Origin of the sequence: Paenibacillus sp. RC73 (assembly GCF_044908085.1) — a bacterium.
GTDB lineage: Bacteria > Bacillota > Bacilli > Paenibacillales > Paenibacillaceae > Paenibacillus > Paenibacillus terrae_A.
This window is the reverse complement of the sequence record NZ_JBIYCV010000008.1, coordinates 192,965-218,144: the sequence shown is the minus strand read 5'-3', so window position 1 is coordinate 218,144 and position 25,180 is coordinate 192,965. Positions and strand designations below refer to the sequence as shown.

Sequence of the window (25,180 nt, the reverse complement as noted above, 5' to 3'; positions counted from 1 at the left end):
AGGGTATTTTAAATTAGCGTCTAAGTGGATGCGTAGTAACTGCTTAAGCTACCATAATGGTGAACATCATGGGAGTCATATGTCATATCAGTAATAAGAACAGCCACGAAATTCATCTTTCGTTCGGCTGTTCTTTCTTTTGCTTGCCAGGTTGCAGGTATGTAAATATATAGCCATGCCGTGACTGTGCTATCTGCAACTTGTCTGCGGGTATGGTAGAATAAAAGGCGGTTCATACCGTTTTTAGGATAATAGATCGCTTGAAATTTCAAGGTTTCAACCGCATGAGCGAACGCGATGTATATGGACCCCACAGGGGTAGAGTGTTCCCTCATATCACCATAAGGAAGTGAATGAAATGGACTTATTTTCATATTCCCAAGAGTCGACGCCAAGCAATCGGTTGCTTGCTGACCGACTGCGTCCGACTTCGCTGGACGAATATATTGGACAGGAGCATGTCGTCGGTCCGGGCAAGCTACTGCGAAGAGCTATAGAGGCAGACCAGGTTTCTTCCATCCTCCTGTACGGGCCGCCGGGATGTGGCAAGACGACGCTGGCGCATATTATTTCACAACACACGCAAGGCGAATTTGTCCGCCTGAATGCAGTGGAAGCGTCAGTGAAGGACGTGAGGGAAGTCATTGACCGTGCACAAACGAATAAATCGATGTACGGCAAAAAGACGATCCTGTTTCTCGATGAGGTACATCGTTTCAACAGCTCGCGCCAGGATGCACTGCTGCCTGCGGTGGAAAAGGGTACGATCGTGTTTATCGGCGCCACAACCGAAAACCCCTTTCACTATGTAAACGGCGCCTTGCTAAGCCGTTCTACGTTATTTCAGCTCGAATCGCTGACGCAGGAGCATTCGCTGGCAGCCATGCGCCGTGCCTTGGGTGATGCGGACAAGGGGCTCGGCTATATGCAGCTTCAGGTGGACGAAGCTGCGCTGGATCACATCGCGTCCATGGCGAACGGCGATATCCGCCGCGCCTTGAACGCGCTGGAACTGGCGGCGCTCACGACGCCTCCGCTGGCAGACGGCACGATTCACGTGACGTTAGAAGTCGCGGAGGAATCCATTCGCCGCCCGATTGTCAAGGCAGACGAGTCCACGCAGTATGACGTGCTGTCCGCCTTTCACAAAAGCATTCGCGGCTCTAGCGACGCGGCGCTGTTCTGGTTTCTGTACGCTGTGGAGAAGCTCGGCATGGACCCGATGACCTTTCTCCGCCGTCTTATCGCAGCGAGCAGCGAGGATATTGGCCTGGCAAATCCGCAGGCGATGGTGCAGGCAGTGAGTGCGCTTGAAGCCTATCGCAATAACGGCTGGCCGGAGGCCAAGCTGAACATCGCGCAGGCTATTTTGTTCGCCGTGGAGAGTCCGAAATCGAATGCTGTATATACGGCGATTTCACGGGCCATGTCGGCTATGGACGACATCAAATCTGCTGAGGTGCCGCTGCATTTGCGAGATGCACATTACAAAGGCTCGGAGAAGCTCGGTCATGTCGGTTATCAATATCCGCACAATTATCCGAACCATTATGTGAAACAGCAATATTTGCCTGATTCGATAACAGACCGGACCTTTTACCAGGCTACAGAGCAGGGGAATGAGTCGAAAATCAGACAAAACCAGCAGTGGCGGGATTCACAGTCGTAAAATATATGTAGCAGACGGATATACGTAGTGTGTAAGATCAGGTTCAGCCGAGCCGCTGTTATGGTTACACCATGAATACTGCAAGAGTGAAGAAGGGGATATAAAGATGAAAGACGTGCTATTCGTCGGGGCAGGTGGAGCACTCGGAACCTCTGCCCGTTACGGCGTACAAACATTGCTGCCTGCGGCAGGGGCCGATTTTCCACTTGGCGTACTGTTCATTAATTGGATCGGCTGTCTGTTTCTCGGCTGGTTCTTTACGGTAACTTTGCGGTCGTGGCGGATCAAGCCTCGCTGGCGACTTGCCATCGGAACAGGTTTTACTGGGGGCTTTACAACCTTTTCCACCTTTGCAGTGGATGCCGTGCGTCTGACGGTTCATGATCGTGCGCTTACGGCTGTGTTGTATCTGTTGCTCAGTGTATGTGGAGGTCTGTTTTTGACATGGACAGGTATTCGTCTGGGCACGAAAATGACGCAAGCTGCCCCCAAGGAGGACAACTTATGATCTGGTGGGCGGCGGCAGGTGGAATGGTCGGTACATTGGCGAGATACGGGCTTGGCATGTGGGTTGGAAAAAGGTTTGGCACCGCATTTCCGGGGGGAACGTGGATCATTAACATCAGTGGTTCATTGCTGCTCGGCTGGCTGTACGGCGAATTTACGCAGCATAATCTGTCTCCTGTACTCTGGATGCTGCTGGGAACAGGCTTTTGTGGTGGCTATACCACCTTTTCAACATTCGGGTATGAATCTCTCCAACTGATCGAACGTAGAGAATATCGGCGTACGGCTGTCTATGTGCTGTCTTCCGTGGTGGTAGGAGTAACGGCGGCGGCGGCTGGATATATGATTAGTTGAACTTTATAAGTCTCCAAAATAGTCTGTAAAACGCAAAAAAAGCCTCCAAATCCCTCACGCGGCATTTTCAGCCATGAGTAAGGCTTTGAAAGCTTTTTTTATTTGATATGTTAACAAACACATGATAGAGTACTTGCGCCTGCGAAGCTATTTTTTATCCCGTTCTTTATACAGCTCAGGCAAAAGGGATTCCAGTTCCGGTCTTGGTTCAGGATCGGACAGCTTCATCTCCTCCAGCGTTTGGACGGCAATGCGCAGCACAGTATAATCCCTGTACCAACGGTTATCCGAAGGAACGACATACCACGGAGCCTGCTTGGTTGCGCTTAGCTCCAGCACGTCCTCATAATATTGGGTATATTGCTTCCAAAATTTACGTTCCTGCAAATCACTTGGATCAAGTTTCCAGTTTTTATGCGGCTTTTCAATTCGGTCGATCAGCTTTTCCAACTGGAATTGCTTTGAAATATGTAAAAAGATTTTGACGACCTTTACACCGTTATCCAGCAGCAGTTGTTCAAAATGTTTGATGTGTTTAATATTTCGTTTGGCCTGCTTGTCGGATACCTGACCGTGAACACGTGTAATCAGTACATCCTCATAATAAGAGCGGTTGAATGCCGCGATATATCCACGTCCCGGGGTTACGCTGTGGGCACGCCACAGGAAGTCGTGACTTAATTCTTCGGCTGTAGGTGATTTAAAACTGTGGACAGTCACCCCCGCCGGATTGAGGTTGGAAAATACCTGCTTGATGACGCCATCTTTTCCGCTGCAATCCATACCCTGAAATACAAACAAAACGGCTTGTTTTTTCTCCGTAAATAATTTGCTTTGTAATTCCGCGAAGCGTTCCTTCAATTGATCTGTTTCCTGCTGAATTTCTTCTTTATTTTTGATATCCTTCGTATCCTTGGGGTTCCATTCTTTTAAAGAAACTTTTTTACCCGGTGTCAGCATTCCTAATGAATCAGACATAAAAGGCACGCTCCTTTTCAATTGAAGTATGATATCTTGTCTACATCATATACCCAAATGGGGGTGTTATCAAAATTTCCTTATGTATCAGTGTTTTTCTTGGTCTAAACGGCTACATTTTCGACTTTCTGGTCACGCTTTTGGTCACAGAATTTTTCTTCAATTTCTAGTGGATCAGATACTTCTTTTTACTCAGTAAATTATTCTATCTTTCTTTTCATCAGCCTTGTAATTGTGTTTGGGAAAACTTGCTTTCCAAATATTTGTGCAACAGACTAATTCAATATCTACATACATTTCTCCAGCTAATTCTTTTTCCATAAAGACTCTTTCATGTTGCTTCTGCAACATTTCAATTACTTCGTCTGATATCAATCGAACATTGAGATTTCTAAATATGGCCTGATTTTTACGATTGAAGTATTTTGATGAACGATTTGACATGGTAAAGACTTACTCTTGCTGAGATAGGTAGACTTGAGTACTCTTTTCCATATCGTTAATTAGAAGTAAGCGATCTAAACCCGAAATTTTTATGAAGCCTTGAGCTTCAAAAAGCGTATATTGAGCCTGAAGCAGAGCTATAAACTTACATTTCAAGTAGGAATAAAGAATCAAATTGATGTCGAATTATGAAATATTTTGTTTAAATGGTAGATTGTTGTAACAATAGACTGTATATTAATAGTGGAAATGTCCAAATAAAAGGGAGGATTGAGTTGAAAACAAAATAAAATAAAATCTCAATGACTCTAGTTGTAGTGTCTTTAATACTGGTGGATGCGTTTGGACTTAGTAGTGAGTGTAGCAAGTGCTGCCAATGATTTAGTGGTTTTCTGTTACGTCAGGAATGATAATAAGATTTCCAAATTTCCTAAAAGGGGTGCTAACCTTGAAAAAACTATTAGCTTCCAAGAAAAAGCTTTTTTCCATGGTCGGAATATTATCTATTGCCGTGATTTCTATTAGTTCCACTTCTTTTGCAACTAGCTTTACCGGAGGGAGAAGCTCAGCCAATTTTAATGCATATTATGATTCCTCTGTTTCTACGAATGGCTATACCAGTGCCTATGATACCGCACGTTCTGATTGGAGCGCTGCGTCTGGATCAGTAAACATCGGTAAAACGACATCGACGAGTGGAACTCCAGACAAATATTATGTTGGTTCTACAGCTACTTCTGGTTTATTGGGAGTAACGACTCCTTATAACACATCTGGTGGTGTAGCAGGTGTAAGCGATAGATGGGCATTTGCTACTGTGGCAATTTATCATAATCAGATGGAGGCTTTCGGTATGAATTCCGCACAAAAAACCTCCAACGCAACCCATGAGATTGGCCATACGTTATCTCAAGCGCATCCATCAACTTCTAGTAGCTCTGTTATGAAACAAGGTATTCAGTCTATCGGTGTTCAAGCATATGACAAGCAATCCTTAATTGCCAAGTGGGGAAACTAATTAGCGTAATAACTAATTTAGGGAAGGGGCACTATTATGACTTTTAATAAAAAAATAAAGTTGGGTATTTCTGTATTAGCGGTAGGGGGACTGATTGCTTCAGGGAGTCTTTTTTTTACATCCACGAATGCTTCTCCAAAATTTTCAGAATTAAATACTCCAAAAATCTCGTTAGAAGCTTCTTATATTGAATACGGAACGGCAGACGAGTTGGACTCCAATGCAGAACTTATTGTGATAGGGACTCCTTTACAGGGTTTTGACGATCGTCAACATATCGTTACGAGCTTTGATGATGGCACTATTCAAGACTTTTACACACTTACTAATGTAAAAATTGACAAGGTAATTAAGTCACCCGAAGGTGTAGCACTGAACGCAGAAGAACCTTTGTCTATAGTCGAACCGATTTCTTATATTAAAGATGCTGGGGGCAAGAAAAAAATAGCTTATGAGGATTATACTGAATTGAAGCAAAATGAAAAAAGTATTATTTTTCTCAAGAAAAATACACAAGGACAGTATAGCGTAATCAATATGGATCTCGGAAAGTTTGCTATTGAACCTTCTTCTCAATCCCCTAGTATTTCGGGGAAAAAACAAGATTCAAAAGAACAATTCCGAAAATCAGTATTGGAAAAATATGATTTGAAATAAATTCAAAAAAAGGTCTGTTCTTTATTTAAACAAAAGAACAGACCTTTTTAGCTAATCTTTAATTCTCTCAAGTAATTTATTTATCGAATTTGTGGAGTTGACTGATATCTTGTACGCAGTATGAGTATCGTCCTTATTCACATACATAGCATTGTTGGTTGGATCGTTATTGTTAATCCATAAATAATAAGAATCTTTTGTTCCATCTTTTTGGAATGTAACTTCGTAATTTGGAGAATCCGTATTAACTATACCTGATAACTTTTCTGATTCCTTAATTGCATTGATAAATATCATAGTGTCCGAAGTATCATTAAATGTAGCAATTACATCTTTTTTTGTTTGTTGTTGCAGTGTTGCGTCCTTCTGTAGTTTGTAGACTATTATTTTCTCCTGCCCCTTCCCGCTTTGAGAAATAACTATTTTTTCAGCGTTAGAGCTACAAGCTGTTATTAACAACAACACGATAATCAAAAACAATATTCCATTCTTCCGCATAATAGAACAAATCCCCTTTCTGAATTTTACTCTATAGACGATCCGAATTGGTGAAATGTTTCAGTTTAAAGAATAATTTTGTTGTAATGTATAAAAATAGATAATAGTGTGGGAAGAATTTTGACCGACCTCGCTATCAGGCAATGCGGTTAATGATTCGTGAGGGTGATTTTGGAAGGCTTCTTGAGGATCAATTCCTAAGTATGCTTGCTTACGTAGCTGCACAGGAAAGGTTGAAAAATAAACAACGACAAAGTGAAGGAATAGAGGTAGCCAAAGCAGCAGGGGTGAAATTTGGTCGTCCTAAGCAGGAGATCACGCCTGATTTGTTAGGGTACTCCTTCATCTAATCATACAAGTACGACAACGAATCCACATCCGGCTAAAGGTGAACCTAACTCATCTATTGATATTCTGGATAAAAATACAGGTGAGATAAAAACAAGAAGATATTATGATGAGAATGGAAGAGCTGTACGCGATGTAGACTATACGAATCATGGAAATTCAAAGCAGCATCCAGAGTGGCCTCATGAACAAGTTACTATAAGAATGATAGCTATTGGATTAGCCAGAATGAAGAAGAGTACTTTCTTACTCGTGAAAGAGACAGTTTTTCGCAGTCGTTTGAATCAGCAAGAGAGTTGTTTGCTAATGGGAAGATTGCCGACAAGACTATTTTAGAATTGTGGGATAACATAGTGATTTGAAAAAAGTACAATTTCAGCTTGCCCCTTAACAATAAAAAGGGGCGAGCTTTTTTACATAGTTGGCCTATCTGAATAAAGGGGGATTTAATTTGCATACACCTTATTATGGATACTCTTCAGCTAATGGTAATTCGATATGACTAGAATGAAAAGTAGTGAACGAAAAGCATTGATACAATAAGGTTTTTTGAGGTTTAATGAGACTAGATGAGAAGCTTATTGATATCTTGTCTACATAATATACCCAAATGGAGAAAAGAGCATCTTTTCATAAAAAAAGCGTCCCCCCCATAGATAGAAGAGACGCCTCCTGTTTAAGCATTTATGCCAACATCAAACGGGGATTACTTTAAACCGTTTCAGGCTGGAGCTTTTCAACCTTGTCAATGGTTCCGCCGCCCAGACACCGTTCACCATCGTAAAATACGACGGCTTGTCCAGGGGTAATGGCTTTTTGATGTACGTCGAATGCGACGTGTACGGTTCCATCCTCAAGCCATTGTAAAGTCACTTGCTGGTCAGGCTGGCGATAACGGAACTTGGCTGCGCAACGGAATTCGCCGGACGGACGCGTATCCGCGCCTTCAATCCAGTTCACGTCGGTTGCAATTAGACTGGTGGAATACAAGCTGTGGTGACGGTCGCCCTGTACCACATACAAAATGTTCCGCTCCAGATCCTTGTCGGCTACGAACCACGGTTCGCCTGAACCGGAGCCGCCTATGCCCAAGCCTTGCCGTTGGCCGAGTGTATAGTACATCAGACCATCATGGCGTCCTTTGACTTCACCTGTAGCGATATCCACCATGTCTCCGCCTTTAGCAGGCAGATACCCGCTCAAAAACTCCTTGAAATTACGCTCGCCGATGAAGCATACGCCAGTGCTGTCCTTCTTCTTGGCCGTATACAATCCTGCGGCTTCCGCAATTTTGCGGACCTCCGGTTTCGGCAAATGACCAATGGGGAACATAGTCCGAGACAATTGTTTTTGGCTCAATGCATTTAGGAAGTAGGTCTGATCCTTGTTGCTGTCCACGCCCCGCAGCAAGGTGAAACGGCCGTCTTCTTCCACAACCCGAGCGTAATGTCCTGTAGCGACATAATCCGCGCCCAAATCCAGCGCTTTATTGAGAAATTCGCCGAATTTAATTTCACGGTTGCACATGACATCCGGGTTTGGAGTACGTCCAGCCTTATATTCATCAAGAAAATACGTGAATACCTTATCGAAGTATTCTTTTTCAAAATTGACGGTATAGTAAGGAATGTCGATCTGCTCACAGACACGGCGTACATCCTCCGCATCCTCCTCAGCCGTACAACGGCCAAATTCATCCGTGTCATCCCAGTTTTTCATGAAGATGCCGATTACGTCATAGCCCTGCTCCTTCAGTAGCAGCGCGGTAACGGATGAGTCGACGCCCCCGGACATGCCGACGACGACACGGGTTTCATGATTGGCTTTAGCCATGGTCATCACCCAATTCTCTCAATATTGTTGTAGAACCCTCCTATTATAACATAAACGATAATAAGTTACGATGGATGGACGATCCAACGACACAGAGAACGATGGGAGAAAGTTCTATAAAATGGGCCAAAGCCGTTTCAAATGGCCCGAAAACAACTTTTTTTAAGATTGTTACCGTAATATTTCCCTTTACCTGCCCTAATATGTTAACATAAGCTGAGGGTTAAGATCGGAATAGAGAGGTTTATAACACCAGTTATTCCGCGTGTTTAACGGAATTGTTACTATAAGTGAGGTGGCACAATTGAAAATATCAACAAAAGGCCGCTACGGCCTGACGATTATGATGGAACTTGCAGCCAGGTTTGGCGAAGGCCCGACGTCTTTGAAAAGTATAGCCGAGAAAAATCAGCTCTCCGAGCATTATCTGGAGCAGCTTATTGCGCCTTTGCGCAATGCAGGTTTGGTAAAAAGTATCCGTGGTGCTTACGGCGGTTATATTCTGGCGGGTGAACCGGCAGGGGTAACGGCAGGAGACATTATTCGTGTATTGGAGGGTCCGATTTCTCCAGTAGATTTCACTGAAGAGGATGATCCGGCGAAGCGTCAGCTATGGCTACGGATTCGTGACAGTATTGCAGAAGTACTGGATTCCACTACGCTCAAGGACTTGATCACATACCAGGAACATGATGAATTGGATAACTACATGTTTTACATTTGAGGTGAATCGACATGAACAGAATTTATCTGGATCATGCCGCATCGACTCCTATGCATCCTGAGGTTGCGCAGACTATGATGGACATCATGACCGGCCAATTCGGTAACGCTTCAAGCGTTCATGCCTTTGGCCGGGATGCCAAGCGCACCGTCAGCGCTGCACGGGATGCCGTTGCGGCCTCTTTGGGCTGCAAGCCCGAAGAAATCATATTTACAAGCGGAGGGACAGAAAGCGATAATCTGGCCCTGTTCGGGACGGCTACGGCAGATGGCCGCACTTCCGGCCATATCATTACGACAACCATTGAGCATCATGCGGTGCTTCATGCTTGCGCTGAACTCAAAAAAGCGGGATATGAAGTGACCTATGTGCCAGTCAACAGCTTTGGGCGCGTCAATCCAGCCGATATAGAGGCTGCGATCCGGCCGAATACTTTTTTGATCAGCATGATGTATGCCAACAATGAGGTAGGCGTAATTCAGCCGATCCATGAAGTGGGACAGATTGCGGGAGAACATGGCATTGTATTCCATGTAGATGCGGTTCAAGCTTACGGTCATATACAGATAGACTGCCAGAGCCTTCCGGTTGATTTGTTTAGCGTATCCGGTCATAAGATTAACGGCCCGCAAGGCGTTGGAGCTTTGTATATCCGTCAGGGTACACGTATCCAACCTTTGATGCACGGGGGACTTCAGGAGAAGAAACGCCGTGCTGGTACGGAAAACGTTGCCGGGATTGCAGGTTTGGCTAAAGCAGCAACTCTTGCCAACACCTCTATAGAGGAACGCTGGGCGCACGATATGACTCTTCGTCAAACTCTGCTGAAAGCGCTGGAAGACACTTTGGGCAAAGACGCTTTTGTGATCAACGGCGATCCTGAGCATTCTTTACCGAATGTTCTGAATCTAAGCTTCCCGGATATCGGTACGGAGACCATGCTGATGAATCTGGATATGGAAGGAATTGCAGCGGCCAGCGGTTCAGCTTGTACTTCCGGGTCTTTGGAATTGTCGCATGTGTTGCAGGCGATGGATCTTCCTGAAGATGTTTTGAATTCAGCGATTCGCTTTAGCTTCGGTTTGGGTAATACTACGGAGGAAATGGAATACACGGCCAAGAAAATTGAAACCATATGGAAGCGGCTACGTACTAGGTACTAGGGATCTCTCCGCACTTTAATAAGAAGGGAGGGGCGGTTTTCCATTTCATGGCATGAACGGAACCAAGGTCTGACACGCATGAAGGAAAGGACCGCACCTCCGTTCGGATTGCAGAATGAGGAGGTACCCTATTATGAAGCTTCAGGATATGATCGGACTTGCCGTTTTCGACGTAGAGGACGGGAAGCAGATCGGTAAAATACAAGATTTTATGGTGACGGCTGATTGGAAAATTACAGGGATCGAGTTGGAGGGCAAAGGCCTTTTTTCATCTCAAGTGAAAATGGTGGCTTGGGATGACATCGTTGCTTATGGCGAAGATGCGATTATGATTCGCAATCAGCAAGCTGTCCGTAAAACGGAAGCCAACGATATTCAACTTACGTATTTGCTTGGACCCGGTAAATTGAAGGATTTATCCGTGCTTACAGAGGAAGGACTTATGCTCGGACACATTTCGGATGTTTATTTTGACCAGGGAATGGGCAATAACATAATAGGCTTGGAAATCAGCGATGGTTTTGTATCGGATATTATAGAAGGGCGGAAATGGCTGCCCTGCACCGAAGAAATGTCCATCGGGGAGAATGCCGTTATGGTGCCCCCGTTAAGCGAGCAGCGTTTGGAAAAAGCCATATATTCTGTTAATGGATAGGGTGAGTTTATTGAGATGTCCGAATTGTAATTCCAAAGATATCGGCAAAATCGGCTCCCATCAATTTTATTGCTGGGGATGCTTCATCGAACTTCAAGTGAATGGTGAAAAAATGTCCGTCTACCAAGTGGAAGAGGATGGAACGCTCAGTTCGCTGGACGACCTGTTCTTTGGAGATGAAATGGCACAACAGGATCTGCCCCAGATCCACGCTTCCTCCTAAGTTTAAAACTGAAGCGGGGACAGGCTGTCCATCTATATGAGATGTGACTATACTGTTCAGCAGATGAACGGATCATAGTTTGGACCATGCTTGATGAATAACGAAGAGGGTGACTCCCGATGGCTGTAATAGCCTGGGGGTCACCCTCTTTTTCATGTAGATTCCTGTCTGGATGTATAGCATGCTATTTATCTGTTTTTTTGGGCAGAAGTGTTTTACAGCTTAAAGCGTTTAACCTCTTCCAGCAGCAGGTCTGCGTGCGAGTCAAGTTTGGCGGAAAGCTGGGCAATATTGTTCATGGAATGCCCTTGCTCCTGCACGGAGGAAGCCACTTCCTCGGTGGAAGCTGCGCTTTGCTCAGAAACGGCGACCACGCTGGAAATGACATCGGAAATATGTCCAGCGTTTGTACGGAGATGGTCAGCCGCAGCGGATACGTCCTCAATCTGGGTAAGCATATGCTGAGAAGCTCCCCGTATAGACTCGAACGCCTGTCTCGTAGCGGTAGCCGCATGCTCCTGTTCTACTGTTACAGCGAGAGCCTTCTTCATTTCCTCTGCGCTCCGCAGTCCCGCAACCTTGATTTCCTCCAGCTTGTGCATAATGCTGTCACTGGAGCTTCCTGCTTGTTCAGCCAGCTTGCGTACTTCCCCGGCAACGACGGCAAAGCCGCGTCCGTGTTCCCCGGCACGGGCTGCTTCAATGGAAGCATTTAGCGCCAGCAGATTGGTTTGGGCTGCGATATTATGAATGGCCCCAGCCAGCCGTTCAATATCCTGTGTTTTCAACGTGAGCGAGTCTACAGCTTCACCTACAGCGGTTGTTGTTTGTCTGGACTCGGCTGCAAGCTTCGCTTGACGCTCCGCTGTTTCGTACCCAGCCAGCACGGCAGAGTCTGTTTCCAGCACGGCGGTTTGGGTTCGCTTGACACTTTGGCCGATTTGGTCGATGGAGCCCGTCATATGCGATAGCTTTTCAGAGCCGGAATATACAGCCTCGGCCTGATCACTTGCTCCTTGGGCAAGCTCCTGAACGGCACTGGAGATTTGTGATGCAATGGTCCCGGTATCCTTGGCGTGCTGGTGCATGTCATGAGAAGCTGAGCTGACCTCGCCAGCCGTATCTGCCACTTTGCGCAGTAAGTGAGAAAGATTATCCGACATGATATTAAAATCCGTACCCAAGCTGGCAATTTCATCTTTGCCCTTAATATCCACACGTGCTGTCATATCCCCTTCAGCAATCCGCTTGACGTTCGCTTGAAGCCTCCGAATCGGCTTGATAAAGCTGTTCGCCGCCCAGACCGCCAAAAGCATGGCAACAACGAAAATAATAGCTACAGTAATCAACAGTTGGTTACGAGTGGAGTAGTACTCCTGAAAAGCAATATCTTTTGAGATAGACAAGCCTACAATCCAGCCTGTGCTGGGCATTTTCTTAAAATAAAGCTGGCGATCACTACCATTGTAGTTGTAGTCGGATTTTCCCGAAGGGGCACTGAGCAGAGTGGCCGTTGATGAACCCAACTCGGGCGTATCCTTGAGATTTTTACCAGCCAGCTTGCTGTCCGGATGCGCGACGACAACTCCATTCTGGTCAATCAGAAATGCGTAGCCTAATCCGTTCAGGTTTATGTTTTTTATGATTTTTGTCATGTCGTTTAACATAATATCTTCACTGATCACCCCAGTGATAGAGCCATTGGAGTCCTTGAGAGGCTTTGCAATGGAAATGGTGAAGTCCTGGCTTCCTGCATCAATGTACGGTGAGGAATAATACAATTCCCCCTTGGTTTTGGCATCCTTGTACCACGGACGTGTGCGAGGATCGTAGCCCGCATCAGACCAGCCGGAGCCATCCCAGTAGGTTCCATCCTCAAATCCTGCATAAATGTTAGCGATACTTTGATCCTTATAGTTTTGAAAGGCCGCCTTTAGAGAAGCTATTTTGGCATCTGGTGGAATATTGCCGGATTCCAGACCTGCAGCTAATGTCTCGATAATTTTGGCATTGCCGCTTGTCCATCCGTCGAGCTGATTGACGGTTTCGGTGGCTTTACTGTTCATAAGCTCTTGGATGTCACGGTTGGCCTGATTTTTAATGCTTGTCATGCTAATGACGGACAAAGGCCCAGCTGCAACGATAACAATACAGGTGAAAAGGAGAATAAGCTTCATTTTTAAGTTCATGTAACGACCCCCGATGATTCAGAAATGTGAAAGCTCAAATAGTTCTTTGTACTTATATCGTCAGATAGAATGACTTTGTTAATCATTTTCAATTGTTTTCATTCTTTCTTCATAATCATTATTTAAGGCGCCTCTACAGTTATGGGAAGGATTAAAGTAAAGGTACAGGCATATACTTAGAAGAGGCTAGTCCGGTAAGGGGGCACGATATGGAGCAATTAACGAAAAGCAGGCTGTTCCGATACGGAATATGGACACTGCTGGGACTTGTCATTCTATATTTTATCTGGCTGCTTCGGCCTTTGTTTTTGCATCTGTATGATTTTCTAAAAACAATTATTGCGCCATTTGCGGTGGCGATGATTATTTCCTATGTGCTTAATCCTGTGGTCAATATGCTGGGCGGACGCAAGGTACCTCGAAGCGTAGCCGTCCTGCTCATTTATGCTGTATTTTTGGGCAGCCTCGTCGTTATTCTGATGCACCTGATTCCGATGTTTATTGATCAACTGGATGAACTGAATGAGCATCTGCCTGAGCTGACCATGCATGCACAGGGATTAATGACGAATATGGATGGAAGTATTTTACCCCAAGGGGTACGCTCAGGTATGAATCAGTGGTTTTTTCAACTCGAAAATCGGATGGCTACAGGGATTGCTGCTTTTATGGACAACATCGGCGGGATGATCAATATGTTGTTCAATGTGTTCATTGTGCCGTTTCTCATTTTTTATATTTTAAAGGATTTCGATGTGTTTGAACGGGCTATTGTGTCTTATCTCCCGCGATCCCGCCGCAAGGCTATTGTAACGGTGCTCAAGGAAATTGATCAGGCGCTCGGTAACTATGTGCGCGGACAACTGCTGGTGTGCGTCATTATCGGGGTGATGGCCTATATCGGATATATGCTGATTGGGATGCCTTATGCGCTGCTGCTGGCAGGAGTGGTGGCTGTATTCAATATCGTGCCGTATTTAGGCCCGTTTTTGGGGGCTGCTCCGGCGGTCGTAATGGCTTCTACGGTTTCTTTTAAAATGGTATTGCTGGTCGTAGTCGTCAACACCTGTATTCAAGTGTTGGAAAGTAACGTCATTTCTCCCCAGGTGGTTGGACGAACCTTGCATTTGCATCCGATTGCCATCATTTTCGCACTGCTGGTGGGCGGGGAAATAGCGGGAATAACCGGGTTAATTTTAGCGGTTCCGGTGATGGCGGTCTTGAAGGTGGCGCTTCAGCATTTTTTTGCTTATTACGTGAAGCGCAAAACGATCTGATTTCGTTCATATCCCCGTCTGAAATCGCGTTGACACGGCTAAATGACACGGATATACTGAATTGAGTATGTTTAAATGTGTTTATCCAGTAGGGAAAGCTCATTTCGGAGTGCGGGCTGAACCCGCCGGGATGCTCCCGTTACCAGTGAAAACAAGGCGATCGCTCGTCCGTTAATCAGATGTTGGGTGCGCAGCTTGCGCATGTAGCATTTCGTACAGAGGGGACGACGATAACCAGGGTGGTACCGCGATACAATCGTCCCTGATCCGTTCAGGGGCGTTTTTCTGTTTTTTATGGCCTGTGCCAAGTACAAGTGACACCATAATTAGGAGGCTACTTATATGAAAGCTAGTGAAATCCGCTCCAAATGGCTGGAGTTTTTTGAAAGCAAGGGACATGTGATTGAACCAAGCGCACCGCTTGTTCCGCATAAAGATCCTTCCCTGCTGTGGATTAATGCGGGGATGGCACCGCTTAAGCCTTATTTTGACGGACGTGTGAAGCCTGAGAATCCGCGTATCGCCAATTCGCAAAAATGTATTCGCACGAATGACATTGAAAATGTCGGCAAAACGCGCCGGCACCACACTTTTTTCGAAATGCTCGGTAATTTTTCGATTGGCGACTATTTTAAGGAAGAAGTTATTGTATGGGCGTGGGAGTTTCTGACTGATCCGAAGTGGATCGGCTTTGACCCGGAGCGTCTGGCTGTAACCGTGTATCCTGAGGATGAAGAGGCGTACAAGCTGTGGAACGAAAAGGTAGGGCTTCCTGCTGAACGTATTATCAAACTGGAAGATAACTTCTGGGATATCGGCGAAGGCCCTTGCGGACCTTGTACGGAAATTTTTTATGATCGCGGCGAAGCTTATGGCAGCGACATGACGGACCCTGAAATGTATCCGGGCGGGGAAAACGAGCGTTATCTGGAAGTATGGAACCTCGTATTCTCACAATTCAACCATAACAAGGATGGTAGCTATACGCCGCTTCCGAACAAGAATATTGATACAGGCGCGGGATTGGAGCGTTTTGCATCCATTTTGCAAAATGTGGATTCCAACTTCGATACGGATATTTTCCAACCTATTATTCAGAAAACAGCCGCTATGGCAGGAGTCAAATATAACGAAAATGTGGACAGCGATGTGGCTCTCAAAGTGATTGCTGACCATGTCCGCACCGTAGCTTTTGCGATTGGTGACGGTGTACTGCCTTCCAACGAAGGCCGTGGTTATGTTATCCGTCGTTTGCTGCGCCGTGCTGTGCGTTACGGAAAAATGCTGGGTATGAACCGTCCATTTATGTTTGAACTGGTGGAAACGGTGGGGGATGTCATGGGCGTGTACTACCCTGAGGTGGTGGACAAGCGTGATTTCATCATCAAGGTGATCAAAACAGAAGAGGAACGCTTCCACGAGACACTGACAGACGGATTGGCTATTTTGGCTGATATCAGTGCTCAGGCGAAAGCGGAAGGTCGCAATGTCATCAGTGGAGCAGACGCCTTCAAACTGTATGACACGTACGGCTTCCCATTTGACCTCACAGAGGATTATGCGGATGAGCAGGGTTTGAAAGTAGACCGTGAGGGTTTTGATGAAGCGATGCAGGAGCAACGGCAACGTGCGCGTGACGCTCATCAGGACAATGCCAGCATGAAGATTCAGGGTGGACCCCTGTCTGACTTGGCGGTTAAAAGCGATTTTGTTGGATATAATGACCTCGTAACCGAATCCAAAATTGTGGCTATTGTATATGAAGATGTGCTAGTGGATAGTGTTAGTGAAGGACAGACTTGTCAGGTTGTGCTGGACGTGACTCCTTTTTATGCTGAAAGCGGCGGACAGGTAAGTGACCATGGCTTGCTGCGCGGAGGTACGGTAACGGCGAAGGTCGAAGGACTGTTCAAGGCGCCTCAAGGCCAGCATGTACATCAGGTCGTCGTGGAAGCCGGTGAGCTGAACGTTGGCGATACGGTGAAAGCGGAAGTGGAACAAGCATCCCGTGGTGAAATCGAAAAAAATCATACGGCTACGCATTTGCTTCACAAAGCGCTTAAGGAAGTGCTGGGCGACCATGTCAATCAGGCAGGTTCACTGGTGGAGCCTGGGCGTCTGCGTTTTGACTTCTCCCATTTTGGAAGCATAACGCCGGAAGAACTGGCGGATATTGAGTTGCGTGTAAATCGCGCTATTTGGAGCCAGCTGGATGTAAATATTGAACTGAAACCGATTGATGAAGCCAAGGCTCTCGGAGCGATGGCGCTGTTCGGTGAAAAATATGGAGATATCGTACGTGTCGTCAAGGTAGGCGATTACAGCATTGAGCTGTGCGGCGGCTGTCATGTGAGCAACACCTCACAAATCGGACTGTTCAAGCTTGTCAGCGAGAGCGGCATCGGATCGGGTGTTCGCCGGATTGAAGCGGTGACTGGACGCTTTGGCTTTGAATATATGGAAGGCCAGTTGGAACTGCTAAAAGTATCGGCAGGTCTGGTGAAATCCAAGCTGTCCGAGGTGCCAAAACGCATCGAATCCTTGCAACAGCAAATTAAGGACCTCAGTCGTGAAAATGAATCGCTGCAAAGCAAGCTGAGTGTTATTGAAGCGGGCCAATTGACCGATCAGGTCGTGCAAGCTGGCGGAGTACAGCTGTTGGCTGCACGTGTACAGGCTTCCAGTATGGATGCGCTGCGTGCGATTGCTGATGAGCTGAAAGGCAAGCTTCCAGCTGCTGTGCTGGTACTTGGGGCTGCAATGGATGACAAAGTCAATTTTGTCGTAGCTGTACCGGCAGAGCATACCAAGGCTGGGCTTCATGCAGGCAAGCTTGTGAAGGAAATTGCTGCAGTATGCGGCGGCGGAGGCGGCGGACGTCCGGATATGGCGCAAGCCGGAGGCAAGGATGCCAGCAAGCTGGACGAAGCGCTCGTGCGTGCCCGTGAATTGGTAGTGGCGGCTACTCAAGGATAAAGTTCGATAATTTTTGCGGAATTTTGGAAAAAACCGGACTTAGACATTTCCTTGAAGGGCTCTGCTTATGGTATGATGTATAAGAATAAGCTGGCATAAACATGTACACATGTTTTGTGGAAGCGAGGTGTCAACAGTGGATTCCATGGACAAAACGGTCAAATTTAATGTCAAGGCGGATGAGAAGGAAGCTTCTGCTCAGGAGATTTTGTTGACCGTATATGATGCTTTGGTGGAAAAAGAATACAATCCGATCAATCAAATTGTCGGGTATTTGTTGTCAGGTGATCCGGCTTATGTGCCACGGCATAATAATGCCAGAAGCCTGGTACGCAAAAAAGAACGCGATGAACTGATTGAAGAGCTGGTTCGTTTCTATCTGGCCAAGCACCGTTAGGAGACAGGCATGAAAGTAATGGGATTGGATTACGGGGACCGCCGAATCGGGGTCGCCGTAAGTGATGCCTTCGGCTGGACCGCCCAAGGATTGGAAGTCATAGAACGACGCGGTGACGACAGCGAGTTCGGTAAAATTGCAAATCTGGTACGTGACAATGAGGTCGGCGAGGTTGTAGTAGGCTTGCCGAAAAACATGAACGGTACCGTGGGTCCACGCGGTGAGATTTGCATTGAGTTTGCAAACCGACTCAAGGAGTTACTGGGTTTACCCGTTCACCTTTGGGATGAACGGCTGACGACGCGTTCGGCAGAGCGCACGCTCCTGGAGGCCGACGTCAGCCGAAAAAAACGCAAGCAGGTGGTAGACAAACTGGCCGCAAGCCTGATCTTGCAAAACTATTTGGACGCACACAGTACAAGGTGAGGGGGATTTCGTAATGGCTGAAAATCAAGTGGGTATGGAAGAAGAGCCGGAAATTATTTACATTGCCGATGACGAGGGCAACGAGGAAGAGTTCGAGGTCATTATGAAGTTTGAGGTAGACGGTTCCGAAGCGAAGTACATGATGGTTGCGCCAGTGGACCCTGAAGCCGACGAGTCCGATGTGTACGCCTTCCGTTACGAGGAAGAAGGCGATGATATTAAATTGTTTGTGATCCAAGACGATGCCGAATGGGAAATCGTTGAAGAGACCTTTAATACATTTGTGGAAGAAGAGGACGAGGAAGACGGGAAATGACGAACTATTCACGTGAAGACCTGAGCTGGACCTCTGATTTGAAGGAAGCGTTCGGCGGCGATGTAGAGCTACAGGATGAACAGGGCCGTGCAATACGCATGGAACTGGAAGCAGAGTTCAAGGTAGGAGAGCAACGGTACGCCGTATTGCGCAAGCCCGGAACTGCTGAAGGCGAGCATGAGCTGTATCATGTGAGCCCATCCCCGGAAGGCGATATTTCCATCACCACGATTGAGGATGACGATGAGTGGGAAGATATTTCCGAGCTGTATGATGAATGCACGCTGCCGGAAGAGCTGTAAGGTCTGGATAACGAGGAGATCAAACCTGAAAGGGCGGACCAGTCCGCCCTTTTTGGCTGTGAAGGAGTTGGGTGGAAGTGAAGCGAAGGATGACGTTGGTTACGTTGCTTCTGTTGATTGTGATCATAGCAGGCGGAGCAACTCTCTATATTTGGAATGCCATGCAGCCTGTTCAGGCGAAAACGCAGCCGGTTGTATTTACAGTAGTGAAGGGAACGGGCACGTCCGCTATAGCTGATACACTGGAGCAAAAGGGACTCATACGTAATGCGCTCGTGTTTAAGGCTTACCTTAAATTCAAACAGCAAGGAAGCGCATTTCAGGCCGGAAAATATGAGGTTCAGCCCGGTGCTACCTTCGATCAGCTGATTGCCAAGCTCTCGGCAGGGGACGTTGTGAAAGAGGAAATGATCCGTTTTACGATACCGGAAGGATTTACGATCAGACAGATGGCTGATAAGCTGCAAAAGGAAGGACTGGCGGACCAGAAGCAATTTTTGCAGCTGGCCAACGATCCGTCCGCTTTTGACGTCGCACTGGTGCGTGACATTCCAAAGCAGGCGGGGCTTCGCTATGCGCTGGAAGGCTATCTTTTCCCGGAAACCTATGAGCTGAAAAAGGGCAGTACGACCAAAGATATTATACAGGCGATGCTGGAACAGACGCAAAAACGTCTGGAGACCGTTCCTGATGTGGACGCCAAGCTGAAACAGCGGGGGGAAACGCGGCATCAACTGCTGACCGTTGCTTCTCTGGTGGAGCGCGAGGTCGTTGTAGATAATGAACGGCCTGTCGTTGCTGGCGTTATTTATAACCGGCTCAAGCAGGATAAGAAGCTGGAAATTGACGCTACCGTTCAATATATGCTGGACAAGCAAAAGGAACGGCTGTACTACAAGGATTTGGCTGTAGAAAGCCCATATAATACGTATTTGCATCAGGGACTTCCACCGGGGCCGATTGCAAGCCCCAGCCTGAAATCAGTGGTGGCAGCTTTGCAGCCGGATGCTACGGATTATTTATTTTATGTGACCAAAAAAGACGGAACGCACAGACATTTGTTTGCCAAGACATATAAAGAACATTTGCATAATATTCAGGTAAGCAACCGTAAGACAAATTAGGAGGTGAGCCTATGGCTTACAAACCCGAACTATTGGTAACTGCCAGTTCTCCGGAGGATGCCCGTCAAATGCTGGAGGCTGGAGCGAGCGCATTGCTTATTGGAGATGACCGCTTTGGGATGCGATTACCGGGACATTTTACACCGGACCAAATCCGTGAGGTTGTGGAAGAAGCTCGAAAGCATACGGCCCAGGTATATGTATCCATGACCAACTTGATGACGAACGAGCTATTGCCGTTCCTTTCCGAATACGTACAGACACTTGCCGGATGCGGTGTAGATGCCATTGAGTTTAATGATCCGGCCGTATTAATGGCGGTAAAGGAATATGCCCCTCATTTGAAGTTGTTCTGGAACGGTGAAATGATTTCCACCAACTTCGCAACCGCCAACTATTGGGGAGAGAAGGGGGCTTCGCGCGTCATTTTGGCCCGTGAGCTGAGTATGGACGAAATTACGGAAATGGTGCCAAAGTTGAACATGGAGGCGCAGGTTCAGGTGCATGGCATGACTAATATTTATCATTCCAAGCGCAAGCTTGTACAAAGCTATATGCTGCATCAGGGACGCACGGTGGAAGGTGATCTGGGCAGAGAGCGCGGCTTGTTTTTGATCGAAGCAGAGCGGCAGGAAGAGAAGTTTCCGATTTATGAGGATATCAACGGAACGCATATTATGAGTTCGGATGATTTTTGCATTATGGAGGACCTGCATATTCTGATGGAAGCAGGCGTGCATAGCTTTAAGATTGAGGGCTTGTTGAAGCCTGCGGCTTATAACGCGGCGGTCGTTCGTGCTTATCGCAAAGCGATGGATACTTTTACAGCTGATCCGGACGCTTATGCTTATGATGAAAGCTGGCTGGATGAGGTTCGCCGTCTTCAAGATCCTGAACGGGAACTGTCCTTCGGATTTTTCTATAAAGAACAGGTTTATTAATTTGAAAAAGAGTACACAGAGGGGGGAACGTCATGGGAACGATGACCAAAACGAGAAAGTATACGGGCAAGCGGAATCGTCTGGATAAGCCGGAGCTGCTGGCTCCTGCCGGAAATCTGGAAAAGCTGAAGTTCGCTATTCACTATGGCGCGGATGCCGTGTACATTGGTGGACAAAAATACGGTCTGCGCTCCAATGCCGATAATTTCAGCTTTGAGGAAATGCGGGAAGGCGTAGAGTTTGCGAAAAAATATGGCGCCAAAGTTATTGTTGCTACCAATATTTATGCGCACAATGAGGATATTGCGGGAATTGAAGAATACCTGTGTAATTTGTACAAGGCGGGTATTCATGCTGTAATTGTCGCTGATCCAGCGATTGTATCTGTGGCATTGCGTACGGTGCCGGAGCTGGAAGTGCATTTGAGCACCCAGCAATCGACGCTGAACTGGCAGGCGGTAAAGTTCTGGAAGAATGAAGGATTACCGCGTGTGGTACTGGGCCGTGAGACCAGCTTGGAGGAAATTGAAGAAATTAAAAAGCATGTAGACATCGAAATCGAAGCCTTTGTCCATGGTGCGATGTGCTCTTCATTTTCCGGTCGCTGCGTGCTGTCTAATCACTTTACGGACCGGGATTCCAATCGTGGGGGCTGCTGTCAGTCCTGCCGCTGGAAATACGATTTGTTTGAGGATGCCCGTCAAGACGAGGTGTGGATATCAGAGGAAGAGGCGCAGGATAGCAACGTTCTGAAGCAGTTCCAGCTTGGCGTTAATCAGATTCCATTGTTTGAGGAAAGTGATAATGCCTTTTCTATGGGCTCTAAGGATCTGTGCATGATTGATAATGTCCCTGATCTGATTGATGTCGGTGTGGACAGCTTCAAAGTAGAAGGACGTATGAAGTCCATTCACTATGTGGCTACGGTTGTAAATGTTTATCGTCAAGCGATTGACTCGTATATGGCTGATCCTGAAAATTATGTGCTCAAACCGGAATGGATTGATGAAATAAACAAGGCGGCTAATCGTCCGCTGAACACTGGCTTTTTCTACGATACACCGGATCACGAAGATCATATTTATGAGCCGGAAGAAAAGGCTGCGCCTTATGATTTTGCCGGACTGGTTATGGACTACGATGCGGCGAGTGGTATAGCTACCATTCAACAGCGTAACCATTTTAAACCGGGACATGAAATTGAATTTTTTGGTCCGAACGGAACGTTCTTTAAACAAACGGTTGGAACAATCTGGGATGAAGAAGGCAACGAATTGGATGCTGCCCGTCACCCGCTTCAACGGATCAAAATGAAGGTAGATCAGCCTGTATCTTATTTTGACATGATGCGTAAAAAGAAGTAATTAAGTCTTAAGTCTCGGATAAAAAGATTCAAAAGCCTCTCCTATCGGTTGGAGGGGCTTTTTTTTGAATACTTTTCTAGGAAAAAAGTTTCACAAAATTTAGTGGTTGTTGAAAGGAAAGCTACATTCCTTGTCGAATAGTTCCGATAGATATGATATAGATAATAGATACATAACGGATACGTGGATCAGGAAACTAATTATAGGGTGGTAGGTGAGAGAAATGGCTTTTTGGAAAAAAGAGGGGAATACAACGAAGAAGCAGCCAAAGAAAACGGCTCTAATTAAAGGGTTGAAGGGCAGCAAGGCGACAACGGCTAAAGGAGACAAAACAGTTGGGGGGTATTCGAAGGTCGCTCCCTGGTTGTCTAAGGCTACTCGTGTAGGCGCATACAATTTAAAGCGCTTACTCAAGCCGGAAAAATACAGTAAGGATTTTATGCATTTGGTTAAAAATTATAATCCGGTCCGTTCAGTTGGCATGAAGCTGTTTTTGATCTTTTTTACAGCGATTATGTTGTTTGTGATCAGTCTGGGAATGATTTCATACTTTAAAGCCAAAAATACAATTGAGCAAAATGCGGCTACGGCTTACCAGCAAACGGTTCAACAAACCGCAGAGAAGCTGGATATCATTTTGGAACGCTTTCAGGATACCTCGACACAGGTGTTCTTCGATACTGAATTAAGTGATCAGCTACAAAAGGCGGCAAAGCAGGAGAAAAATTCGTTTGATTCATTTGTCGCTATGGGTGAAGTAAACAAGAAGTTAACGAATATTGCATTTACAAACAAGGAAATTGATTCGCTTTATCTGTATCCTGAACAGACGGATCTGGCTGCTATGGGCACAGGAACACAAAAGGACGTACGACAGGAAGCATGGTTCAAGGATATTTTAAAAAATAAAGGGATTGTCTGGTTGCCTACACAGGTAAATGAAAACGGCAGTAAGACGTTTCGTCTGGCTCGTTCCATGAACAGCATGTCGGGCTTGGGCGGGACTTACGTCTTGGTCATGGATTTGAAGTCCAGTGCCGTGGATGATCAGTTGAAGAGTATTGATTTGGGTGCGGGCAGTATGATTAGCCTTATTACACAGGATGGCGTTTTTATAGGCTCCAACATTGATGCTCTGGCAGGAGGGAAACAAAAGTTGGATTACGTTTCACAGCTCCAGGGTGTTGAAGGAAATCAAATTTTGGAGCAGTCCGCAGATGGGAAAGTGCAAAATGTGCTGGCGGTGCATAATACACTGGGCACCTCCAAGTGGATTCTCCTGGGTGTCGTACCTGTATCTGTGCTGGTTAAAGATGCCGAAGGGATTTTAACGGCGACCTGGATTTTTGCTGCGGTGGCGGCACTGATTGCGTTGTTCATCGGTTTGTGGATGGTGCGACTTGTGGCGCTCCCTTTAACGCATTTAAAAGATCTGATGCTGGAAGGAGCCAAGGGCAATCTGCAGGTTCGTACTAACTACAACGCTAAGGATGAAATCGGGCAATTGTCTGAAAGCTTTGATACGATGATGGAGCAGATTACTTTGCTGGTAGAACAGACGAACGTTTCAGCCCAAGAGGTGCTGGATACAGCGACGGAACTGAGTGATGCCTCAAAGAAAACGGCCATCTCAGCCAAGGAAATTGCAGCAGCAACGGAGGAGATTGCTCACGGCTCCGCCAGCTTGGCGACAGAGGCTGAACGTGGCAGCGGACTGACCGGAAACATATCACAGCAAATGGATACGGTTATAGCTTCCAACCATGAAATGAGCAAGGTTGCACACGAGGTCGAGCAATCCAGTGAACAAGGAACGGTTCAGCTGAAAAACCTCCTGAGTAAGACCCAGGTCACTGAAGAAACGACGCATGCGCTTGTGAGCAAAGTAGACAAGTTGAAGGAGACGACTTCCGATGTCTTCAAGGTGCTGGACGTGCTACAAGATATTGCGAAGCAAACGAATATTTTATCGTTAAATGCAACGATTGAAGCGGCAAGGGCCGGAACAGCAGGTCGCGGATTTATGGTGGTGGCCAATGAGGTTCGGCAGCTGGCTGAACAATCACGTCAAGCCATTCGCACGGCGACGGGAATTATTAATAACATCGTCGGCGAGATGAATGAGACGGTTCAGGCGTTATCGGAGGTTTACCCACTGTTCCGACAGCAGATGGGAGCGGTACAGGAGACGACGGACATTTTCCAATCGGTACAGCAGCAAATGGGAGAATTTGCGCTTCGATTGGGTACGGTTACCTCATCCATTCAGGAGCTGAGTGAATCGCAGGCGATCTTGTCGGAGGCGATGACCAATGTGAGTGCGGTAGCCGAGCAGTCCTCCGCCACTTCGCAGGAAGTCGCTTCTCTCAGCACCGAGCAGGCGAATATCGGGAATCAGCTGGTAGGATTGTCTGATAAGCTGGAAGGGGTATCGGTCAATTTGAAGGAGCAGCTTTCACGGTTTACAGTGTAAGGGTATACGTATCCATAAATTGTAGAGCTTGCTGACGTTTGAGGATTATTGTGTTATATGAATTTATTGTTTACCCAGAAGCCCTTTCCTTAGCCAATACTTTGCATAGCCTATACAGTACGCTAAAACAAAGGAGGCGTTCTTGTGGGGGAAATGGAAAGAGGCTTCGGAGGAGTGTGGACATCAATAGCTGCTATCCTGACACTGTTTATTTTGCTAGTGATCATCTTGAAAACATTTCTCTTATAACATTGTGGGCTCTACTGCATCGTACTGGTAGAGCCTTATTTGTTTGCCTGAATGCCCTGCCCTTGAGTAATCTTC

At 46.5% G+C, this 25,180-nt stretch carries 25 protein-coding genes and 1 pseudogene; 20 read left to right on the top strand and 6 right to left on the bottom strand.

The genetic code is table 11. The features are described from left to right. Nucleotides 1-358: 358 nt before the first annotated feature. From ABH897_RS20010 to crcB (ABH897_RS20000), 3 genes are all read left to right on the top strand, one after another. Complete coding sequence (locus ABH897_RS20010; protein ID WP_404592605.1) at nucleotides 359-1,669, top strand: replication-associated recombination protein A; 1,311 nt, start codon at nucleotides 359-361, stop codon at nucleotides 1,667-1,669. Between the two features lie 106 nt (nucleotides 1,670-1,775). Beyond that, nucleotides 1,776-2,177 (top strand): fluoride efflux transporter CrcB, encoded by a 402-nt coding sequence (crcB, locus tag ABH897_RS20005; RefSeq protein ID WP_283657263.1) that lies wholly within the window; start codon nucleotides 1,776-1,778, stop codon nucleotides 2,175-2,177. After that, on the top strand, nucleotides 2,174-2,530 hold the full coding sequence (gene crcB / locus ABH897_RS20000; RefSeq protein WP_404521010.1) for a fluoride efflux transporter CrcB: 357 nt from the start codon (nucleotides 2,174-2,176) through the stop codon (nucleotides 2,528-2,530). Before crcB (ABH897_RS20005) ends, crcB (ABH897_RS20000) begins: the two co-directional genes overlap by 4 nt. Nucleotides 2,531-2,677: 147 nt before the next feature. Here crcB (ABH897_RS20000) and ABH897_RS19995 read toward each other — a convergent pair whose 3' ends face one another. Beyond that, nucleotides 2,678-3,508 (bottom strand): PPK2 family polyphosphate kinase, encoded by an 831-nt coding sequence (locus tag ABH897_RS19995; RefSeq protein WP_404521009.1) that lies wholly within the window; start codon nucleotides 3,506-3,508, stop codon nucleotides 2,678-2,680. A 192-nt stretch (nucleotides 3,509-3,700) separates the two neighbouring features. Beyond that, on the bottom strand, nucleotides 3,701-3,952 hold the full coding sequence (locus ABH897_RS19990; protein ID WP_404592604.1) for a hypothetical protein: 252 nt from the start codon (nucleotides 3,950-3,952) through the stop codon (nucleotides 3,701-3,703). Between the two features lie 448 nt (nucleotides 3,953-4,400). Between ABH897_RS19990 and ABH897_RS19985 the strand changes: the two genes are divergently transcribed. Beyond that, nucleotides 4,401-4,970, top strand: coding sequence for a hypothetical protein (locus tag ABH897_RS19985; RefSeq protein WP_044648697.1), 570 nt, complete (start codon nucleotides 4,401-4,403; stop codon nucleotides 4,968-4,970). A 36-nt stretch (nucleotides 4,971-5,006) separates the two neighbouring features. Continuing rightward, nucleotides 5,007-5,627 (top strand): hypothetical protein, encoded by a 621-nt coding sequence (locus ABH897_RS19980; RefSeq protein WP_404592603.1) that lies wholly within the window; start codon nucleotides 5,007-5,009, stop codon nucleotides 5,625-5,627. A 51-nt stretch (nucleotides 5,628-5,678) separates the two neighbouring features. On the opposite strand, the gene ABH897_RS19975 is transcribed toward ABH897_RS19980, so the two are convergent. Next, nucleotides 5,679-6,125: a YhfM domain-containing protein gene (locus tag ABH897_RS19975; RefSeq protein WP_283652958.1), complete on the bottom strand. Its 447-nt coding sequence runs from the start codon at nucleotides 6,123-6,125 to the stop codon at nucleotides 5,679-5,681. A 113-nt stretch (nucleotides 6,126-6,238) separates the two neighbouring features. On the opposite strand from ABH897_RS19975, the pseudogene ABH897_RS19970 reads away from it, so the two are divergent. Continuing rightward, nucleotides 6,239-6,433, top strand: a pseudogene (locus ABH897_RS19970) (recombinase family protein); the annotation flags it as partial. Nucleotides 6,434-7,184: 751 nt separating this feature from the next. On the opposite strand, the gene mnmA reads toward ABH897_RS19970, so the two are convergent. Further along, nucleotides 7,185-8,312 carry a tRNA 2-thiouridine(34) synthase MnmA gene (gene mnmA, locus ABH897_RS19965; RefSeq protein ID WP_404592602.1) on the bottom strand — a complete coding sequence of 376 codons (1,128 nt, stop codon included), beginning with the start codon at nucleotides 8,310-8,312 and terminating at the stop codon, nucleotides 7,185-7,187. A gap of 298 nt (nucleotides 8,313-8,610) precedes the next feature. Between mnmA and cymR the strand changes: the two genes are divergently transcribed. From cymR to ABH897_RS19945, 4 genes are all read left to right on the top strand, one after another. Beyond that, nucleotides 8,611-9,030 (top strand): cysteine metabolism transcriptional regulator CymR, encoded by a 420-nt coding sequence (cymR, locus tag ABH897_RS19960; protein WP_014282941.1) that lies wholly within the window; start codon nucleotides 8,611-8,613, stop codon nucleotides 9,028-9,030. Between the two features lie 11 nt (nucleotides 9,031-9,041). Beyond that, a complete protein-coding gene (locus ABH897_RS19955; RefSeq protein ID WP_283652956.1) occupies nucleotides 9,042-10,193 on the top strand; it encodes a cysteine desulfurase family protein in 1,152 nt (383 codons plus the stop codon). 133 nt (nucleotides 10,194-10,326) lie between these two features. Then, nucleotides 10,327-10,848, top strand: a complete 522-nt coding sequence (locus tag ABH897_RS19950) for a PRC-barrel domain-containing protein (RefSeq protein WP_283652955.1) — start codon at nucleotides 10,327-10,329, stop codon at nucleotides 10,846-10,848. 10 nt (nucleotides 10,849-10,858) lie between these two features. After that, nucleotides 10,859-11,071, top strand: coding sequence for a hypothetical protein (locus ABH897_RS19945; RefSeq protein WP_013311529.1), 213 nt, complete (start codon nucleotides 10,859-10,861; stop codon nucleotides 11,069-11,071). A 215-nt stretch (nucleotides 11,072-11,286) separates the two neighbouring features. Here the strand turns inward: ABH897_RS19945 and ABH897_RS19940 are convergent, their stop codons facing one another. Continuing rightward, entirely contained in the window at nucleotides 11,287-13,260 is a 1,974-nt protein-coding gene (locus ABH897_RS19940; RefSeq protein ID WP_283652954.1) for a methyl-accepting chemotaxis protein, read from the bottom strand. Nucleotides 13,261-13,469: 209 nt separating this feature from the next. Between ABH897_RS19940 and ABH897_RS19935 the strand changes: the two genes are divergently transcribed. After that, nucleotides 13,470-14,537 (top strand): AI-2E family transporter, encoded by a 1,068-nt coding sequence (locus ABH897_RS19935; RefSeq protein ID WP_044648689.1) that lies wholly within the window; start codon nucleotides 13,470-13,472, stop codon nucleotides 14,535-14,537. A gap of 71 nt (nucleotides 14,538-14,608) precedes the next feature. Here the strand turns inward: ABH897_RS19935 and ABH897_RS19930 are convergent, their stop codons facing one another. Next, nucleotides 14,609-14,845: a hypothetical protein gene (locus ABH897_RS19930; RefSeq protein WP_354453357.1), complete on the bottom strand. Its 237-nt coding sequence runs from the start codon at nucleotides 14,843-14,845 to the stop codon at nucleotides 14,609-14,611. 34 nt (nucleotides 14,846-14,879) lie between these two features. Between ABH897_RS19930 and alaS the strand changes: the two genes are divergently transcribed. From alaS to ABH897_RS19885, 9 genes are all read left to right on the top strand, one after another. Further along, entirely contained in the window at nucleotides 14,880-17,513 is a 2,634-nt protein-coding gene (alaS, locus tag ABH897_RS19925; protein WP_283652953.1) for an alanine--tRNA ligase, read from the top strand. A gap of 136 nt (nucleotides 17,514-17,649) precedes the next feature. After that, complete coding sequence (locus ABH897_RS19920) at nucleotides 17,650-17,910, top strand: IreB family regulatory phosphoprotein (protein WP_007431624.1); 261 nt, start codon at nucleotides 17,650-17,652, stop codon at nucleotides 17,908-17,910. A 9-nt stretch (nucleotides 17,911-17,919) separates the two neighbouring features. Then, complete coding sequence (gene ruvX, locus ABH897_RS19915) at nucleotides 17,920-18,336, top strand: Holliday junction resolvase RuvX (RefSeq protein ID WP_014282932.1); 417 nt, start codon at nucleotides 17,920-17,922, stop codon at nucleotides 18,334-18,336. 13 nt (nucleotides 18,337-18,349) lie between these two features. After that, nucleotides 18,350-18,652: a DUF1292 domain-containing protein gene (locus ABH897_RS19910; protein ID WP_025682191.1), complete on the top strand. Its 303-nt coding sequence runs from the start codon at nucleotides 18,350-18,352 to the stop codon at nucleotides 18,650-18,652. Then, nucleotides 18,649-18,954: a DUF1292 domain-containing protein gene (locus ABH897_RS19905; RefSeq protein ID WP_283652952.1), complete on the top strand. Its 306-nt coding sequence runs from the start codon at nucleotides 18,649-18,651 to the stop codon at nucleotides 18,952-18,954. The genes ABH897_RS19910 and ABH897_RS19905 overlap by 4 nt, the downstream gene beginning before the upstream one ends. Nucleotides 18,955-19,049: 95 nt before the next feature. Continuing rightward, entirely contained in the window at nucleotides 19,050-20,078 is a 1,029-nt protein-coding gene (mltG, locus tag ABH897_RS19900) for an endolytic transglycosylase MltG (protein WP_404592614.1), read from the top strand. A gap of 11 nt (nucleotides 20,079-20,089) precedes the next feature. Then, complete coding sequence (locus ABH897_RS19895; RefSeq protein ID WP_283652951.1) at nucleotides 20,090-21,019, top strand: peptidase U32 family protein; 930 nt, start codon at nucleotides 20,090-20,092, stop codon at nucleotides 21,017-21,019. A gap of 32 nt (nucleotides 21,020-21,051) precedes the next feature. Further along, nucleotides 21,052-22,383, top strand: coding sequence for a peptidase U32 family protein (locus ABH897_RS19890; protein WP_283652950.1), 1,332 nt, complete (start codon nucleotides 21,052-21,054; stop codon nucleotides 22,381-22,383). Nucleotides 22,384-22,606: 223 nt separating this feature from the next. Then, nucleotides 22,607-24,856, top strand: a complete 2,250-nt coding sequence (locus tag ABH897_RS19885) for a methyl-accepting chemotaxis protein (RefSeq protein ID WP_404521005.1) — start codon at nucleotides 22,607-22,609, stop codon at nucleotides 24,854-24,856. Nucleotides 24,857-25,180 lie beyond the last annotated feature (324 nt).